This window comes from Antarctobacter albus, from assembly GCF_900101505.1.
Classification (GTDB): domain Bacteria; phylum Pseudomonadota; class Alphaproteobacteria; order Rhodobacterales; family Rhodobacteraceae; genus Antarctobacter; species Antarctobacter albus.
This window is the reverse complement of sequence record NZ_FMZI01000005.1, coordinates 81,170-96,952: the sequence shown is the minus strand read 5'-3', so window position 1 is coordinate 96,952 and position 15,783 is coordinate 81,170. Positions and strand designations below refer to the sequence as shown.

Annotated in this window: 16 protein-coding genes; 10 read left to right on the top strand and 6 right to left on the bottom strand. The window is 66.1% G+C overall.

Annotation, left to right across the window (positions count from 1 at the left end; genetic code table 11):
• Position 1: 1 nt before the first annotated feature.
• Positions 2–643 (bottom strand): DUF4386 domain-containing protein, encoded by a 642-nt coding sequence (locus BLQ71_RS10055; protein ID WP_074621617.1) that lies wholly within the window; start codon positions 641–643, stop codon positions 2–4.
• Between the two features lie 283 nt (positions 644–926).
• On the opposite strand from BLQ71_RS10055, the gene rpoH reads away from it, so the two are divergent.
• Positions 927–1,823, top strand: coding sequence for an RNA polymerase sigma factor RpoH (gene rpoH, locus BLQ71_RS10050; RefSeq protein ID WP_043138049.1), 897 nt, complete (start codon positions 927–929; stop codon positions 1,821–1,823).
• A 78-nt stretch (positions 1,824–1,901) separates the two neighbouring features.
• Here the strand turns inward: rpoH and BLQ71_RS10045 are convergent, their stop codons facing one another.
• Positions 1,902–2,981, bottom strand: a complete 1,080-nt coding sequence (locus BLQ71_RS10045; protein WP_139168472.1) for a leucine-rich repeat domain-containing protein — start codon at positions 2,979–2,981, stop codon at positions 1,902–1,904.
• A 125-nt stretch (positions 2,982–3,106) separates the two neighbouring features.
• Between BLQ71_RS10045 and BLQ71_RS10040 the strand changes: the two genes are divergently transcribed.
• Together BLQ71_RS10040 and BLQ71_RS10035 are read left to right on the top strand one after the other, a co-directional pair.
• Positions 3,107–4,081 (top strand): Gfo/Idh/MocA family protein, encoded by a 975-nt coding sequence (locus tag BLQ71_RS10040; RefSeq protein WP_074621615.1) that lies wholly within the window; start codon positions 3,107–3,109, stop codon positions 4,079–4,081.
• 83 nt (positions 4,082–4,164) lie between these two features.
• Positions 4,165–5,154, top strand: coding sequence for a TonB-dependent receptor plug domain-containing protein (locus BLQ71_RS10035; protein WP_074621614.1), 990 nt, complete (start codon positions 4,165–4,167; stop codon positions 5,152–5,154).
• Positions 5,155–5,219: 65 nt separating this feature from the next.
• Here the strand turns inward: BLQ71_RS10035 and BLQ71_RS10030 are convergent, their stop codons facing one another.
• Complete coding sequence (locus BLQ71_RS10030) at positions 5,220–6,188, bottom strand: NADPH:quinone oxidoreductase family protein (RefSeq protein WP_074621613.1); 969 nt, start codon at positions 6,186–6,188, stop codon at positions 5,220–5,222.
• Positions 6,189–6,481: 293 nt separating this feature from the next.
• Between BLQ71_RS10030 and BLQ71_RS10025 the strand changes: the two genes are divergently transcribed.
• The 4 genes from BLQ71_RS10025 (at position 6,482) to BLQ71_RS10010 (ending at position 9,673) form a co-directional block, all read left to right on the top strand.
• Complete coding sequence (locus tag BLQ71_RS10025; protein WP_043138040.1) at positions 6,482–6,856, top strand: helix-turn-helix domain-containing protein; 375 nt, start codon at positions 6,482–6,484, stop codon at positions 6,854–6,856.
• Positions 6,857–6,905: 49 nt separating this feature from the next.
• Positions 6,906–7,715 (top strand): inositol monophosphatase family protein, encoded by an 810-nt coding sequence (locus BLQ71_RS10020; protein WP_074621612.1) that lies wholly within the window; start codon positions 6,906–6,908, stop codon positions 7,713–7,715.
• 87 nt (positions 7,716–7,802) lie between these two features.
• Positions 7,803–9,164, top strand: coding sequence for an 8-oxoguanine deaminase (locus BLQ71_RS10015; RefSeq protein WP_074621611.1), 1,362 nt, complete (start codon positions 7,803–7,805; stop codon positions 9,162–9,164).
• 11 nt (positions 9,165–9,175) lie between these two features.
• Positions 9,176–9,673 (top strand): CAP domain-containing protein, encoded by a 498-nt coding sequence (locus tag BLQ71_RS10010; protein WP_229754771.1) that lies wholly within the window; start codon positions 9,176–9,178, stop codon positions 9,671–9,673.
• A gap of 13 nt (positions 9,674–9,686) precedes the next feature.
• Here the strand turns inward: BLQ71_RS10010 and BLQ71_RS10005 are convergent, their stop codons facing one another.
• Complete coding sequence (locus BLQ71_RS10005; RefSeq protein ID WP_043138035.1) at positions 9,687–10,082, bottom strand: DUF6524 family protein; 396 nt, start codon at positions 10,080–10,082, stop codon at positions 9,687–9,689.
• A gap of 140 nt (positions 10,083–10,222) precedes the next feature.
• Between BLQ71_RS10005 and BLQ71_RS10000 the strand changes: the two genes are divergently transcribed.
• Both BLQ71_RS10000 and BLQ71_RS09995 read left to right on the top strand, forming a co-directional pair.
• Positions 10,223–11,518, top strand: coding sequence for an adenylosuccinate synthase (locus BLQ71_RS10000; protein WP_074621610.1), 1,296 nt, complete (start codon positions 10,223–10,225; stop codon positions 11,516–11,518).
• 32 nt (positions 11,519–11,550) lie between these two features.
• Positions 11,551–11,778: a DUF2842 domain-containing protein gene (locus tag BLQ71_RS09995; RefSeq protein WP_069209083.1), complete on the top strand. Its 228-nt coding sequence runs from the start codon at positions 11,551–11,553 to the stop codon at positions 11,776–11,778.
• A gap of 115 nt (positions 11,779–11,893) precedes the next feature.
• On the opposite strand, the gene BLQ71_RS09990 is transcribed toward BLQ71_RS09995, so the two are convergent.
• Positions 11,894–14,080 carry a hypothetical protein gene (locus tag BLQ71_RS09990; RefSeq protein ID WP_229754770.1) on the bottom strand — a complete coding sequence of 729 codons (2,187 nt, stop codon included), beginning with the start codon at positions 14,078–14,080 and terminating at the stop codon, positions 11,894–11,896.
• 121 nt (positions 14,081–14,201) lie between these two features.
• On the opposite strand from BLQ71_RS09990, the gene BLQ71_RS09985 reads away from it, so the two are divergent.
• Positions 14,202–14,888 (top strand): thiamine diphosphokinase, encoded by a 687-nt coding sequence (locus BLQ71_RS09985; RefSeq protein WP_074621608.1) that lies wholly within the window; start codon positions 14,202–14,204, stop codon positions 14,886–14,888.
• Here BLQ71_RS09985 and BLQ71_RS09980 read toward each other — a convergent pair.
• Positions 14,809–15,759 carry a DMT family transporter gene (locus tag BLQ71_RS09980; RefSeq protein ID WP_074621607.1) on the bottom strand — a complete coding sequence of 317 codons (951 nt, stop codon included), beginning with the start codon at positions 15,757–15,759 and terminating at the stop codon, positions 14,809–14,811. The two genes, BLQ71_RS09985 and BLQ71_RS09980, sit on opposite strands and share 80 nt — an antisense overlap.
• Between the last annotated feature and the right edge of the window lie 24 nt (positions 15,760–15,783).

The following is a 15,783-nucleotide window of genomic DNA, read 5'->3' as shown; positions in this document are numbered from 1 at the left end:
CTCAGGTCCTGCCCGTGATCAAGAGCCAGAGGCAAAGCGCGCTTTCGGCCAGGATGCAGACCAGGTAGGCGGGCTGGAAGGCCTCTGACAGCAGCGGGGCGGTCAGGCGCAGCAGGCTGCCGGTGAGGTAGACGAGGCCCGCCGCCGCGATGCCGAGCGCGATGATCCGAGGCGTGGCGCCCAGCGACAGCAGGCGCGCCATCAAAAGGCTGTTCACGCCGAAGAGGATCAGCCCGATGTCATAGCCCAGGGCGTGCATCTCTGTCATGTGGACGGCCATGCGCGGCAAGTCCGCCAGCAGGGCAGGGGCGCTGGCCAGGACGATCAGGCTGGCGCCGATCAGCACCGCCTGTCCCAGCCGAAAGACCATCGCCGCGCGGGCCAGCCCCTCGGCCCTGTCACGCAGCATGGCGAAGAACAGCAGCGCCAAAGCGATATCCGCGAGCAGCATGACGACGTCCGCCAGAAGGCTCAGCCGGAACTGCGGCAGGTTTGCGCCGATGGCCGCTGCGATTTCTTGCGGTGAGCCGGCAAGCAGGGGGCCACGCAGGGCGATCTCTGCGGTCAGGCCACTAAGGATGATCACGAGGTAGAGCGCACCGGCTGTGCGGACATGAACAGGCGAGGGAGCGAGGGCTTGCATGGTGGCGTCTTTCTTGCAGATGGACGGATGTGCCCTGCTATCCCATGCGAATAGATTTGATTATCCGCGTATTTTGCACTATAATCATGCGTAAACGTATATGTTTCAACTCATCAGGAACCGAGCACGTCTCTGTGACGCTATGACATAATGGATGACGTCGTCACCTATCGAGCTTAACTGCGCTAACGCTAACGGATGCGGGACTTGAACTATTCGGTTCAGGTTCCTACCTGATGTTAAAGCCCGTAACATGCGGGTCCGAACGGAGGGAACAGACAAGATGTCGAACTATGCAAATCTCCCGGCGCCCTCGCCGGAAGCGGGTCTGAGCCGCTACCTCCAGGAAATCCGGAAGTTCCCGCTTCTGGAGCCGGAAGAGGAATACATGCTGGCCAAGCGCTGGGTCGAGAACGAGGACACCGAGGCCGCACACAAGATGGTCACCTCGCACCTGCGCCTGGCGGCCAAGATCGCGATGGGCTACCGCGGTTATGGCCTGCCCCAGGCCGAGGTGATCTCCGAGGCCAACGTGGGCCTGATGCAGGCGGTGAAACGCTTTGATCCGGAAAAGGGCTTCCGGCTGGCCACCTACGCGATGTGGTGGATCCGCGCCTCGATCCAGGAATACATCCTGCGGTCCTGGAGCCTTGTCAAACTGGGCACGACCAGCGCGCAGAAAAAGCTGTTCTTCAACCTGCGCAAGGCCAAGAGCCGCATCGGCGCGCTGGAAGACGGCGACCTGCGGCCCGAACATGTCGAGAAGATCGCCACCGACCTTGGTGTGACCGAGGATGAGGTGATCTCGATGAACCGGCGCCTGTCCGGCGGCGATGCCTCGCTGAACGCCACCGTCGGCTCCGAAGGCGAAGGCACGATGCAGTGGCAGGACTGGCTGGAAGACGAGGATGCCGATCAGGCCGAGGATTACGCCGAGCGTGACGAGCTTGAGGCGCGCCGCGCCCTGCTGGCCGAGGCGATGGATGTCCTGAACGACCGGGAAAAGGACATCCTGACCCAGCGCCGGCTGGCGGAATCGGCGGTCACGCTGGAAGAACTGTCCGGCCAGTACGACGTCTCGCGCGAACGTATCCGCCAGATCGAGGTCCGCGCCTTCGAGAAGCTGCAAAAGCGGATGCGCGACCTTGCCAGGGAACAGGGGATGCTGTCGGCTGTCTGAGACGGTTTCTCCCTCCGTTGAACGCGAAAGGCGGGGCAATGCCCCGCCTTTTTCATCTCCGCCGCCCTGTGCGGGGGATCATTTCTGGTAGAGCGGGCCGCGCTTCCAGCCTTCCTCGGCGATGAAACCGGGCAACTGGCTGCTCATCAGGATGCGGTCGCTGTTGATCCGCAGCATGATGTCGGTGGGCGTGTCCAGCAGCGGCGTGAAATCCGTGACCCGCGTGATGTTCATGTAGATCGCCACCAGCTCGGGCAGGTTGGATAGGGCGGAAATATCTGTCACCGGCGTATCCGAAAAGCTGAGCAATTGCAGCGATTGAAGGCCCGCGAGAGGCGAGAGGTCACTGACCTGGCTGCCGGTCAGGAACAGGGTCTGCAGCTTGTTCTTGCCCGCGAGGGCGGAAATATCCCCGATCTGGCTGTTCTTGCCCCTGAGCACCTCCAGGTTATCCGCCGGAGCCAGGGCTGAAATATCCGTCAGGCTGGCGCCTTCCGCCCATAGCTCGCGGAAAGCGGGTCCCAGGATCAGCCCGTCGAGACTGATGATATCCTCGCCGTCGATGTTGAGCAGTTCCAGGGCGGGGGTCGGGCCAAGGCCCGCGAGGTCGGGCAGGGAAACGCCGTTGAACCCCAGGATCTTGAGGTTGATCATCGCGCCGTCGGCCTTGATGTCGTACAGGTCCGGGCCGTTCAGGCGCAAGTTCTCGATCCGGCCCAGCGTCGCCCGGGGCAGATCCGACAGGCCGAGGGAGTCCTTGATCCATAGCCCCCGAAGCGCTGGCAGTCCGTCGAGAAAGGCGAAATTGCTGATCTCATTGTCCTGCAGGCGAAGGGCCTGCAGCGTGGGCAGGTCCAACCCGTCCCAGCGCGCGCCGGGAAGGTCCTGGACCCGTAGGGCGCCAAGGTCCGTCAGCACGTTCAGCGCGGCCAGATCGACGACGAGGGCGGGATCGCCGTTGCCGGCCAGTTCCAGCGACTGCACCCATGTGGCCGCGGCAAGTTTTGACAGCTCGTCCAGTTCCGCGGGGCCAAGAACGATCCTTCTGTCCTCTGGTGAAATGCAACTGTTGCCAATGGGCAGGCAGTCCTGCGCCAAGGCGGTTCCGGCGACGCTTCCTGCAACAATGGAAAGTGCAATGAAAACTCTGCGCAGCATGGATCGGCACCCATCAACCAATGATCTTCAGAGCGGATGCCGTGGCCATCGCCAGAGGTCAATGCGGCGTTTTCAGGCCCCTCCGCTTGGGGTAGGGTTGGCGCTAACAAATCTGGGAGAGAGACATGACCGATCACGTTCGCTGGGGCATTCTGGGCGCGGCGAAATTCGCGCGCGAACACATGGGGCCGGCCATTCACATGGGGCGGCGCGGTCGGCTGGCGGCGCTGGCGACCTCCTCGCCCGACAAGGCCGCGCCCTTTGCCGCGCTAGCGCCGGGGCTGACCGTGCACGACAGCTATGACGCCCTGCTGGCGGACCCCGGGATCGACGCGGTCTACATTCCTCTGCCCAACCACCTGCATGTCGAATGGGCGCTCAAGGCGCTGGAGGCGGGCAAACATGTGCTGGTCGAGAAACCACTGGCGATGACGGCGGCAGAGTTCGACCCGGTGATCGCCAAACGCGACGAAACCGGGCTGCTTGCGGCAGAGGCCTACATGATCGTGCACCATCCGCAGTGGCACAAGGCCAGCCAGTTGTACCAGGAGGGCGCCATCGGCAAGCTGGTGCGGGTCTCGGCGGCCTTTTCCTACGACAACCGCGCCGATGGTCAGAACATCCGCAACCGGCCCGACACCGGCGGCGGCGCGGTGCCGGACATCGGCGTCTACATCTACGGCGCGACGCGTTTCGTGACCGGGGAAGAGCCGGACGAGATCCTCTCGGCCGTGGTCGAGCGCGAAAACGACGTGGACGTCTGGACGCATATCACCGCGCGTTTCCCCTCGTTCCACTATACCGGCGTGGTCTCGATGCGGATGGCGCCCTGGCAAGAGGTGGTCTTTCACGGCGAAGAGGGTGTGATGAAGCTGACCGCGCCCTTCAACGCCGGCGTCTACGGCGAGGCGCGGGTCACGGTACAATCTAAGGACCTGGTCGAGACGGTGCACCGCTTTCCGGCGGACAACCACTATGTCCACCAGGTCGAGGCCTTCAACACCAGCGTCCTGGACAAGGCGCATTACCCCTGTCCGCTGGAGTTCTCGCGCGGCACCCAGGCGATGATCGACATGGTCTGGGCCAAGGAACGGGGTTGATCGGACCTGCCAACCCGCCCGGGGCATTGGTCAGCGCGGCCCGTGTCTCGGGATTTCTTGAATTGATTCTTTTTGTCAACTAATTGCCCGGAAAACAAAATAGCACGCCAGACAGCCTGTCCCTGAAGGTCATCCAGCTGCTCGGACATCACGATGCGAGGGGACAATATGACCGGACCGACTGGGCGCGGGCCTTTCTGCTGGGCACCGACCCGGTGTTCCTGGGCACGCTTCGCATCATTCCCGAGCCAGCCCAGACGCTGCTGTGCAACCAAAGGATCGACGAGGAGCAGCTGGAGCAGCGCAATCCGGTCTCGGTGGCCGATGTCTTCCGGGGCGAATCCTCGGTTGCCGTCAATGGTGGCGCGGCCATCGCGCAAAAGGTCGTCGTCAACGGGATCGAGGAAAGCCTGCTCTCTGTCACCATCGACGCTGCGCGGAAGAACAAGTCCGCCTTTCACCACACCGGCAATATCCTCTTTGACCCGGCGCTGCTGAAATCGGTCGAGGGCAGCGAGGGCATCGGCCCCGCCGACGCCGGGCCGAACGCCCTGGCCGGGGGCCTGGCCGATACCACCAAGGACGCACGCGATTTCCTGGAACCGGGCGAACGTCTTGGCGGGCTGACCTCGCTGCGCGGCGGCAGCAACGGGCAGGGCTTCCGGCGCTTGCTCACCCTGTTCGGACAGGAAGAGCGGTTTGAGTGGCTACTCAGCGGCACCCGCCAGACCGGCGACGATTACAAGGATGGCGACGGCAAGACCGTGGCGGGCACGGAGGCGGACCTGTCGGCCTATGTGCTCAAGTTCTCCTTCACCTCTGACACCCAGGACACCCAGGACACCGGCAGTCGGTCAGCCCAGGCCGGTCCCGGCGGGATTCTCTCAGCCCGTCCCGAGGTGGTCGGGCCGCCCAGCGTCTTTGCCGAGGGGCTGGAGGTGCGGCTGGGCGTCGAGAACCTTTTTGACCAGACCTATGCCAGCCGCAGCGCTGACGACCTTGGCCTTGGCAACGTCGTCCCCCTGAACGAGCCGGGCCGGACGATTTCCCTCACCGCAAACCTGCGGTTCTGAGGCGGAGAGGGCGGCCGATAAGCAGGGCCGCCCTCTGGTTTTCAGAAAAGGCCTGTCGCTGAGGGTCAGAGATCGGCGATGGTGATGACCACCTTGCCGGTCGATTTTCGGCTGCGCAGCAATTCCATCCCTTCGGCGGCCTGCTCCAGCGGCAGGACGTGGCTGATATGCGGTTTCAACCGTCCCTCGCCATGCCAGGCCATCAGCTGCGCCAGCGATCCGGTCAGCACATCGGGCCGGAAGGCCAGGTAGCCGCCCCAGTACAGGCCCATGACCGAAAGGTTCTTGACCATCAGGTGATTGGCCTTGATTTGCGGCACGTCGCCGCTTGCAAAGCCGATGCTCAGCAGGCGCCCCTCGGGGTTGCACGACCGGAAAGCGGCGGTGAACTGGTCGCCGCCCACCGGGTCATAGACCACGTCCGCCCCGCCAAGCGCCTTCATCTCGGCGCGGATGTCGCCGGATTCGGCGTCGATCAGGTGGTCGGCGCCTGCCTGTTTCGCCGCCTCCAGCTTGTCGGCGCCGCGCGCGCAGGCCACGACACGCGCGCCCATCAGCTTGCCGATCTCGACGGCGGTCAGCCCGACGCCACCCGCGGCGCCCAGCACCAGCAGCGTCTCGCCGGGCTGCAGGCGTGCCCGATGATCCAGCGCAAGGTGGCTGGTGCCATAGGCGATCTGGAATCCGGCGGCATCGGTCCATCCCATCGTGTCGGGCAGCTTGACCGCGCGCGCCGCCGAGAAACAGCCGTAGTCCGCAAGCCCGCCCTGGCCGCCAAAGACCGCGACTCGGTCACCCGGCGCAAAGCCTTTGACGTCAGGTGCCGTTGCGTCAACGATTCCCGAAACCTCCATTCCCAGCACGAAAGGCAGGGCCGGCGTGTCCTGATAGGTGCCTTTCTGCATCAGGAGATCCGCAAAATTCAGTCCGCAGGCGGCGATCCTCAGGCGGATTTCACCCTCTGCCGGTTCGGGTATTGCAACATCGCTCAGGCGGGCGGGCGTGTCGTGATCGGTCAGGAAAAAGGCGCGCATTCCATCCTCTGCATATGGTTTTTCAATTGCCTAGCCGAGATTGCCCCTCAGGCAAAGCACCCGCGCCGGGGCCTGCGGCAAAATGAAGTGTAACCGAATGCTTTCCGGTCAAGTTCAACTTTGTCGTGTTTTTCCCCGCTGTGCACCATCAATAGGTGGTTGCGCGACTTGATTTTGAGGACCGTTATGATGTAGCACATTAGGCCATAGACGTGTAGGATGATGCTGGTTCTGGGGGATTTGGGGTACGGTCCCGGCTCATCTGTTCACACCCATAGAACAGGAAGACACAGATGGCGCACCCCGTTGACGTTCACGTCGGCAAACGCATTAGGCACCGTCGCTGGCTCGTCGGCATGACGCAGCAGCAGCTGGCCGAACGCGTTGGCATCAAGTTCCAGCAGATCCAGAAGTACGAGACCGGCGCGAACCGCGTCAGCGCCTCGCGGCTCTGGGACATCGCCGAGGCTCTGGACGTCCCGGTCAGCTTCTTCTTCGAGGGCATCGAAAACGAGAACGCTGCCGAAGAGGGCGCTGCGGAGTCCGTGCCCGCAGACATCATGGGCGACAAGGAAGCCCTGGACCTGGTCCGCTCGTATTACGCGATCCCGGAAAACCAGCGCCGCCGCCTCTTCGAACTGGCGCGCGTCCTGTCCGACGTGGCTTGAGCCCTGCGCGCCGCTGCTGTAGCCCGGAACCGGGTTACAGGAGGGGCGTATGGACCGGATCCCGTCGGAGCTTGCCAAGGAACTGATCGACACGGCGGAGGCCTTGGCCGACGCGGCAGGCAAGGCGATCCTGCCCTTTTTCCGCCAGCGCGGCCTGACAGCCGAAAACAAGGACGCGGGCACCGGGTTCGACCCGGTGACCGCAGCCGACCGCGCCGCCGAACAGGCCATGCGCGCGGTCCTTGCCGACAGGCGCCCCGGCGATGCGATCCTGGGCGAGGAATACGGCACACAGACCGGCACGACCGGTCTCACTTGGGTACTTGACCCGATCGACGGCACACGCGCTTTCCTGGCGGGAACCCCGACATGGGGGGTGCTGATCTCTGTCCGCGACGATACCGGCCCGGTCTACGGCATCATCGCCCAGCCCTATACGCAAGAGCGGTTCCGCGGCGGCCTGTCGCGCGCGGATTTCACGGGGCCGCACGACGCAGGTCCGCTGGCCGTGCGCGGCACGCAGTCCATTGACCAGGCGATCCTTTTCACCACCTTCCCCGAGGTCGGCACGCCCGAGGATCGCGCCGGGTTCGAACGCGTGGCCGCACGGGCGCGACTGGTGCGCTATGGCATGGATTGCTACGCCTACGCGCTGCTGGCAGCGGGCCAGATCGACCTGGTGATCGAGGCGGGGCTGCAAGCCTATGACATCCAGGCGCCCATCGCCGTGATCGAGGCGGCGGGCGGGATCGTCACCAATTGGGAAGGCGGTCCGGTGCATGACGGTGGCCGTGCGCTTGCCGCCGCGACGCCGGAGCTGCACGCCGCGGCGCTGGACCTGCTGCGCACCGCGGGCTAAAAATGGCGCGGGCGGTCACGCGTCCTTCCCTTTTCTGGCGTGCCTCACCCTGTCTCTCATCGAAAAGGGCTTTCGTGAGGGGCTGACATGGCACAATCCACAAATGCACAAACCGAAATCCTGATCCGCAACGCGCGGACCGTCCTGTGCATGGACGACGACAAGCGGGAACTGACCGGCGCCGATATCCTGATCCGCGACGGCGTGATCGCGCAGATCGGGCAGGGGCTGACCACCTCAGGGCGCATCGTCGAGGCGGGCACCTGCGTGGCCACGCCCGGCCTCGTCAACACACACCACCACCTGTACCAGACGCTGACCCGCGCGGTACCGGGCGGGCAGGACGCACTGCTGTTTGGCTGGCTGCAGACGCTCTACCCGATCTGGGCGCGGTTCGGTCCCGAAGAGATGTTTGTCTCGGCCCAGGTGGGGCTGGCGGAACTGGCCCTTTCGGGCTGCACCATGTCCTCGGACCACCTGTATCTCTATCCCAATGGCGCGCGGCTGGACGATACCATCGCCGCGGCGCGCGAGGTGGGGCTGCGGTTTCACCCTACGCGCGGCGCCATGAGCATCGGCGAAAGCGATGGTGGTTTGCCGCCCGATTCTCTGGTGGAACGTGAGGCGGCGATCCTCGACGATTGCATCCGGGTGATCGACGCCTTTCACGACGCATCCGAGGGCGCGATGGTGCGCGTCGGCGTCGCCCCCTGTTCGCCCTTTTCGGTCAGCCGAGAGCTGATGCGCGACGCGGCGATCCTGGCCCGGGACAAGGGCGTGCGCCTGCACACGCACCTGGCTGAAAACGACGAGGATATCGCCTATTCCCAGGCGCAGTTCGGCTGTCGCCCCGGCCAATACGCCGAGGAACTTGGATGGACCGGCGAGGATGTCTGGCACGCCCATTGCGTGAAACTGGACGGGCAGGAGATCGACCTTTTCGCGCGTTCCAAAACCGGCGTCGCCCATTGTCCCTGTTCCAACTGTCGCCTTGGCAGCGGGATTGCCCCGGTGCGCGCGATGCGCGACGCGGGGGTGCGCGTGGGTCTGGGCGTGGATGGATCGGCCAGCAACGACGCAGGCAACCTCGCAGCCGAGGCGCGGCAGGCGATGCTGTTGCAGCGAGTGGCGCGCGGCGCCGACGCCATGAGCGCGCGCGAGGCGTTGTGGATCGCCACGCGCGGCGGGGCACAGGTGCTGGGCCGCGACGATTGCGGCCAGATCGCGGTGGGCAAACGCGCGGATATCGCGCTCTGGGATGTCGGTGGGCTGGAAAGCGCCGGTAGCTGGGATCCGGCGGCGCTGCTTCTGGCCGGACCGCAGCGCGTCCGGTATCTTCTGGTCGAGGGCCGGTTGGTGGTCGAGGACGGGCGGATCGTCAGCTTTGACATCGACGCGGCGGTGGCGCGGCAGAACGCGCTGGCGCGCAAGCTGGCCGAGGCGCTTTAGGGGGAAATGACATGCGGCTGGTCTGGATGATGGCACTCTGCGCGGCGGTGGCCTCTTGCGGTTGGGTGCCGCAGGGGCGGTTCTCCGGACAGGGCGGCATGCGTGCCGAACCGGCCTCGCGTGGCTTTGGCGGCTTTGCCGAGGGGCAGGGGGGCGCGGCGCTGAACGCCTTTCGGGCCGAAAACGGATTGCCGCCGCTGACGCGCTCTGCCCGGCTGGAAGAGGCCGCGCGTTTCCATGCGCAGGACATGGACCGCAAGGGCTTCTTCGACCATGTTGGCCCGGACGGCAGCAACCCGATGAGCCGCGTGCAAAAGGCCGGCTACCGGCCCTGCGTCATCGCCGAGAACATCGCCCAGGGGCAAAGGTCGCTGGGCGAGGTGATGTCGGACTGGGCCGGGTCGCCCGGCCACCGGCGCACCATGCTGTCGCAGGGGGCCACGGAATACGGGCTGGTGCGCAGTTCCAATGACAGCTGGGTCATGGTCGTGGGGCGCGACGGCTGCTGAGCCGCCGCGGGCCTTATTCCTCGACGTCGTCCATGTCGACCTGGCCCGACAGCTTGCGCCGGATGATCGACCAGCTGAGGCCCACCCCCAGCACCAGCGACAGGGCAAAGATGCCGATCCAGGTCGACAGCTTGGGGTCCGACAGGTCGAGCAGCCCGTAATAGACCAGCGCCCAGAGAATCGCGGCCACCAGCCCCAGCACCAGCGCCATGCCGAAGACCCCGATCGAACGCAGCGTGGCCCGCAGGTAGATGATGTAGCCGATCAGCAGGACGATCCCGAAGAGCACCACCAGCGGCAGGTTGCCGTCCGTGTTGTTCATGGCCCAGCGGATATAGTTGACCTGGCTCGGGTTGTAGGTCGCGGCCAGCAGGACGAAGGCAAAGAGCCAGCGCAGCAGGAAACTCATAGGGGCACCTCCAGAGGTTTGCCGCCTTGCTGCCCTGACGGCGCGCGCCTGTCCAGTCTCTTGCGGCGATTTTGCGGTTTCGCAGTCGGCATTGCGCGCGTATACACGCGCGGGTTTGCAACGCCGTAAAGGGGAATGTGATGGCAAATGTCGTCGTGGTTGGCGCGCAATGGGGTGACGAAGGCAAGGGCAAGATCGTCGACTGGCTGTCGAGCCGGGCCGATGTGATCTGCCGTTTCCAGGGTGGCCACAACGCCGGGCACACGCTGGTCGTCGATGGCAAGGTCTACAAGCTGCACGCTCTGCCGTCTGGCGTGGTGCGCCGGGGCAAGCTGTCGGTCATCGGCAATGGCGTGGTGCTGGACCCCTGGCACCTGTTGTCCGAAATCGAGACGATCCGCGCGCAGGGCGTCGAGATCACGCCCGAGACGCTGATGATCGCCGAGAACACGCCGCTGATCCTGCCGATCCACGGCGAGCTGGACCGCGCCCGCGAGGCCGCCGCACGTCCGGGAGCCAAGATCGGCACCACCGGCCGCGGCATCGGCCCGGCCTACGAGGACAAGGTGGGCCGCCGCGCGGTGCGCGTTGCCGACCTCGCCGATGAGGCCACGCTGCAGGCCCGGGTGGACCGGGCGCTGGCGCATCACGACCCGCTGCGCCGTGGCCTGGGGATCGAGCCGGTGGACCGCGACGCGCTGATCGCGCAGCTGCACGAGATCGCGGGGCAGATCCTTGAATACGCGGCCCCGGTCTGGAAAGTGCTGAACGAGCGCCGCCGCTCCGGCCAGCGTATCCTCTTTGAAGGCGCACAGGGGGCTCTGCTGGACGTGGATTTCGGCACCTATCCCTTTGTCACCTCCTCGAACGTGATCGCCGGGCAGGCAGCCACCGGCACCGGCATCGGCCCGGGCGCCATCGATTTCGTGCTGGGCATCGTCAAGGCCTACACCACCCGCGTGGGTGAGGGGCCCTTCCCGACAGAACTGCACGACGAGGACGGTCAGCGCCTGGGCGAGCGGGGCCATGAGTTCGGCACCACAACGGGCCGCAAGCGTCGCTGCGGCTGGTTCGACGCGGTGCTGGTGCGCCAGACCTGCGCCACATCGGGCGTCAATGGCATTTCTCTGACCAAGCTGGACGTGCTGGACGGGTTCGAGACGCTCAAGATCTGTGTCGGCTACGAGCTGGATGGCAAGGTGCTGGACTACCTGCCCTTCGCCTCCGAGGAGCAGGCGCGCTGCGTGCCGGTCTACGAGGAAATGGAAGGCTGGAGCGAATCGACCGAAGGCGCGCGCAGCTGGGCCGATCTGCCGGCAGCGGCGATCAAGTACGTCCGCCGCGTCGAGGAACTGATCGGTTGTCCGGTGGCCCTGTTGTCCACCTCGCCCGAGCGTGACGACACGATTCTGGTCACGGACCCCTTCGCGGACTAACTGCATCGGCAGGATCGGAAAGGAGCAAGACAATGGCACTCAGCTACAAGGCGCGCAGGCGCTGGTCCCTTTTCGTGCTTCTGGTGGGGTTCCCGCTCTATATCGTGGTGGCCTGGGGTGTGCTGAGCCGCCTGGACCTGTGGCACCTGCCGGTGGCGGTGGAATTCGTGATCTACGTCTTTTTCGGCGTGGCCTGGATCCTGCCGCTGAAGCCGATCTTCAAGGGGGTCGGCCAGGCCGACCCCGACGCCGGAGAGTGACGGCAGGACGGATGCTTGTTGCCTGCGGCAACCGCGTCCCGCCCACCGTCCCTTGAGGCTTGCACAAAAAAGCCCCCGTGCCTGGCACGGGGGCTTTGTCGTTCCGGCGGCGGGATCAGCCGTTGGCGGCGGGCTTGAAGCTGATCGTTTCGGCGGCGGTAAAGCGTCCGCCCGAGGTCTTGCGGATCTTGCCCTCGCGCAGCAGCTGGCCAAAGCTGCGCAGCCGGTCCTCGCGTGAGCTGTCGGTGACCTCGGCCTGGCGCAGCGTTGTCATCAACTGCGGGCGCGAGAACTGATCGCGGCCCTCGACGTAGGACATGTAGGCGGCGGCGGCCTCCAGCAGTTCGGGCAGCTCGGCGGCGCCCACATCCTGCGCATAGGCGGCAAAGCCCGAGGCCATGCCGGCCTCTGGGGCCTGGGTTTCGGGCGCGGGAACCGTGCGGCGCACGCGGCGCGGGCGGACCGGACCGGCCTCGGATGCGTCGGGGGCCGGGGCGACACGCTGTTCGGCCACCAGCTTCAGCGGCGTCGGTGCGTCGTTATGGGCCGCGGGGCGCGGGCTGGGGTGGCTGACGCTCTGTGGGCGGCGCGGGCGCACCACGCTGGCCAGGTCTTCGCGGTAGGGTTCCTGTTCCTCGGCCGCATCGACCTTTTGGCCCAGCAGACGGTCGGCCTTGGTCGCGGCCACGGCGGCGCGCAGGTGGGCGATGGCGCTGCGCCGGCGGTTGCCCTCGGGTTCGTCCATCTCGGTGTTGGTCTGGTCCAGCAGGCGCGAGGTATCTCCGTCGCCGACCTCACCTTCGGTCAGCATGGCGCGGGCCGGGCTGGCCAGCTTGACGGCCTTGCGCGCGCTGTCCTGGACCACTTCGGCCACCTCTTCGTCCCAGTCGGGCGCGAGGTCTTCCTCGGGCTCGGTGATCGGGTTGTCCAGACGCAGCGGTGCGGCGGCTGTCATCAGGGCGTCGTCTTCGTCCTCGTCCTCGTCCGCGGCGGTGTCCGTGGTATCTGCCAGGGCTGCGTCGTCATCCTCGTCCCAGGCGCCGAAATCGCTGGCCAGTTCCGCCTTCACAGCGGCCAGTTCGCGGGCCAGTTCCTCTTCTTCCTCGGGGCTGAGGCTGCTGGTGTCATCCGGGGTGAAGCCGTCGGGCGCGGGCTCGTCCAGTACCTCTTCCAGCGTGCCTTCGTCGATGGCCTGTTCAAAGGCGGCGCGCTTGACCTTGACGATGCGCGCGCGCACCGGGGCCGGCTCGGGCCGATCCTCGGGGGACAGGTCGTCGACGGGCGCGGCTGTCTCTGCCTCCGGGGCCGGCGCGGCCTCTGCCGCCCAGGCCCGGTCCAGCGCGGCCTCGGGGTCATCCTCGGGCGCCTCGTCCAGATCGTCGATCTCGTCCGGTTCGGCATCCGGGCGCATCGGGCCGGTGGCCAGCGCGGCAGCGGCGGCGGTCGTAGCGACCAGGGGCAGGGCGCCAGAGTCCGGTGCGTCTTCCTCGTCGTCGTCCTCGGCCATCAGGCTGGCCACGGCGGCGTCCAGCGCGCTGTCGTGATCCGCTTCCGGCACGTCCAGGTCGTCGGAGAGGTCCGAATCAGCCTCGGCGTCCTCGTCGTCAAAGAGGGCAACGTCCAGCTCGGCGGCCTCGGTATCGCCGCTTTCGACGACCAGTTCGTCCAGCAGCGTCTCCAGCGCGTCACTTTCGGGGGCCTCCTCGGGCGCCTCTTCCAGTGTACCCTGAATGGCGTCGTCCTCGTCCTCGTCCTCGTCCTCGACAGAGGCGACGACGGCGCGGATCCGGTCCAGCTTGGCCGTGATATCGTCCGGTGCGGAGGGCTGCGGAGCAGGCGCAGCCTCCGTCCCGTCGGGGGCCACGTCGTCCAGCGCAACCTCGGGCACGAGGTCGGCGGTCGCGGGCTCCGGTCTTTCGGTCAGAACGGCAGTGGCCTCGATGGTGTCGTCATCGGGCAGCAGGTCATCGGCGGCGACCTCTTCGGTGCGGCCCGACATCGCGGCGGCCATTGCCCCGGCAGAGGCGGCGGCGGCCATGACGCGTGGCGGGCTGCCAAGGGACAGCGTGCCGCTGCCCGGTTCGGCCAGGCGGTCGCGCAGGTATTCCGAGGCCAGCTCGGGGTCGAACTGCGGCGGTTCGGCGCCAAAGAACCGGTCCTCTCCCACGACGCCGCGGAAGAATTGCGTGGCCTCCTTGACGACCTCCAACGGATCGTCGAATCCCTCGGCGGTGCAGGAGAAGGTGCCGTAGGACACGGTCAGGATCTTGCTCGAACTCACCATCGTGCTGCTCACTTTCATTCGTTCTGCAACAGTGTGTTTACCACGCTGACCGGGACGAAAGCTGATCGAATCTGTGCCCTGAAGGGTATCATTTCGTGACCGGATTGTGGTCTGTTTCGCAAAGCGCCATTAATTCGCCATGAAGTCTAAAATTGTTCATAGCGACGCGCCAGTCCTCCTCGTGGGTGGTGGCGAAGTCGACAACGCGGTGCTGGCCCGGGCGGTGCAGGCGGCGGAAGTGGTCGTTGCGGCCGACAGCGGCGCAGAGGCGGTGCTGGCGCAGGGGCGGATGCCCGACGCGGTCTACGGAGACATGGATTCGCTGGCGCCAGAGGTGCAGGCCCGGCTGGATCCCGGCGTGCTGCGGCCCATCGCGGAACAGGACAGCACCGATTTCGACAAGTGCCTGCGGCATATCTCGGCGCCGCTGGTCTTTGGCTACGGGTTCCTGGGCAAGCGGTTGGATCATCAACTGGCAGCGATGACGGTTCTGACCGGGCGTGCCGATGTGCGCTGCATCCTGATCGGGGCCGAGGACGTGGTCCTGCTGTGTCCGCCGGACCTGTCGATGGAGCTGGCCCCGGGCACGCGGCTGTCGCTGTTCCCGATGGCGCCGGTCACCGGCCGGTCAGAGGGGCTGCGTTGGCCCATCGACGGGCTGAACTTTGCGCCCAGCGGCCCAGTGGGCACCTCGAACGAGGTGACGGGGCCGGTGCGACTGTCGATGGATGGGCCCGCGATGCTGCTCATCCTGCCGGCGGAATGCCTGAATGCACTGCTTTCGGGACTGGCGGCCGCGCCCGGTGGATGGCCCGCTCGCGCATGACGATATACAGCCCGGCGGCGATGGTCACACCGATCCCCAGCGTCGCCAGCGGCCCCGGCAGGTCGCCGAAGATCACGTAGCCCACGGCGGTGGCAAAGGGGATTTCCAGGTACTGCATCGGCGCCAGGGTCGAGGCAGGCGCATAGCGCAGCGACCATGTCATCAACAGGTGCGCCAGCGTCCCCGCCACCCCCATCGCCGTGATCAGCCACCAACCGCGCGCCGAGGGCGCGACCCATGCCAGCGCCTCGACCGCGTCGCGCGGCGTCAGCGCCATGACCGGCACCATGATCGCCAGGGCAATCACGGCAGAGACCGCCTGCATGGCGATGGGATCGGTTTCACCTGCGATGCGCCGGGTCACCAGCATGAACAGGGCAAAGACCACCGCGACACCCAAGGGCAGCAGCGCGGGCCAGCCGACCTCGGAAAAGGCGGGCTGCACCACCATGAGCGTGCCGACAAACCCCACCGCACTGGCCGCCAGCCGGCGCCAGCCCACTTCCTCTCCCAGGAACCAGAAGCCCAGCAATAGCAGGATGAAGGGCATGACATAGGCGATGGCAATGGCATCGGCCAGCGGCAGGTACAGAAGCGAGGTGAAGACCAGCGAGATCCCCGCGATATGCAAGAGCGTGCGCAGGGTGACATAGAACAGGATGCGCCCGTCCATCCGCCAGACCCGGCGCGTCGCCACGGTCAGCGGCACAAGGATTGCCGCCTGAAAGGCAAAGCGCAGGGTCACCAACTGGCCCACCGCCATCTCGGGACCCAGCAGCTTTGCCAGCGCATCGCCAAAGGGCGCCAGCAGGCAGAAAGCCAGCATCAGGGCGATGCCCAGCATGGGACGGTCAAGATCGGTGCTGCTCATGCGCGGACCCTAGCGCCGGGGCCA